The organism is Thalassorhabdomicrobium marinisediminis (assembly GCF_003072065.1).
In the GTDB taxonomy this organism is placed as follows: Bacteria; Pseudomonadota; Alphaproteobacteria; order Rhodobacterales; family Rhodobacteraceae; genus Octadecabacter; species Octadecabacter marinisediminis.
Map to the genome: position 1 here is coordinate 1 of NZ_QCYG01000023.1, position 1,204 is coordinate 1,204.

Consider the following 1,204-nt stretch of genomic DNA (forward strand, 5'->3'; position numbering starts at 1 on the left):
GCGCTGGACCGCTGGAACAAACCCGCGATCCTTGACCGTTTCCTCGCGGCCGCGAAGGCGCTGATCTCAGCCCCCGCCGCCCCCCTTTCGACGCAAACCAATTTGGACGATCCATCATGAAAAAAGCGCTTATCACCGGTATTACAGGCCAGGACGGCTCTTATCTTGCGGAATTTCTGCTCGAAAAAGGCTATGAGGTGCACGGCATCAAGCGCCGCGCCTCCTCGCTCAACACCCAGCGGATCGACCATATCTATGAGGACCCCCACTCGGCTCGCGCAAAGATGCACCTGCACTACGGCGATCTGTCCGACAGCTCCAACCTGACGCGGCTGATCCGCGACATCGAGCCCGACGAGATCTACAACCTCGCCGCGCAGTCCCACGTAGCCGTCTCGTTCGAGGCGCCCGAATACACCGCCGACGTGGACGCGCTGGGAACTTTGCGTATTCTTGAGGCGATCCGCTTTCTGGGGCTGGAAAAGAAGACCCGGTTCTATCAGGCCTCGACTTCGGAGCTGTTCGGCGACGTGCGCGAGATCCCGCAGCGCGAAACCACGCCCTTCTACCCCCGCTCGCCCTATGCGGTGGCCAAGATGTACGCCTATTGGATCGCCGTGAACTACCGCGAAAGCTACGACATGTTTGCCTGCAACGGCATCCTGTTCAACCACGAAAGCCCCCGCCGTGGCGAGACTTTCGTGACCCGCAAGATCACCCGGGGCCTCGCCAATATCGCCATGGGGCTGGAGGAGTGTCTGTACATGGGCAACATCGATGCGCTGCGCGACTGGGGCCATGCGAAAGACTACGTGCGGATGCAGTGGATGATGCTGCAGCAGGACAAACCGGATGATTTTGTGATTGCGACCGGCGTGCAGCATTCGGTGCGCCAGTTCATCACCTGGACCGCGCGGGAAATGGGCGTTGAGCTGGCCTTCTCCGGCACCGGCGTGGACGAGATCGCCACCGTGACCGAGGTCACGGGCGATCTCGCGCCCTTCATGAAACCGGGCCAGGTGGTGATGCGGATCGACCCGCGCTACTTCCGCCCCGCCGAGGTCGAGACCCTGCTGGGGGACCCGTCAAAAGCCAAGCAAGAGCTGGGCTGGGAGCCCGAGATCACCGTGCAGGAAATGTGCGCCGAAATGGTCCGAGAAGACCTCAAATCCGCCCGCCGCTCCGCCCTCCTCGCCGAACACGG

At 62.1% G+C, this 1,204-nt stretch carries 1 protein-coding gene; it reads left to right on the top strand.

The genetic code is table 11. The features are described from left to right. Window positions 1-116 precede the first annotated feature (116 nt). On the top strand, window positions 117-1,204 hold a 1,088-nt coding region (gene gmd / locus DC363_RS16560), incomplete at its 3' end, for a GDP-mannose 4,6-dehydratase (RefSeq protein WP_108642265.1).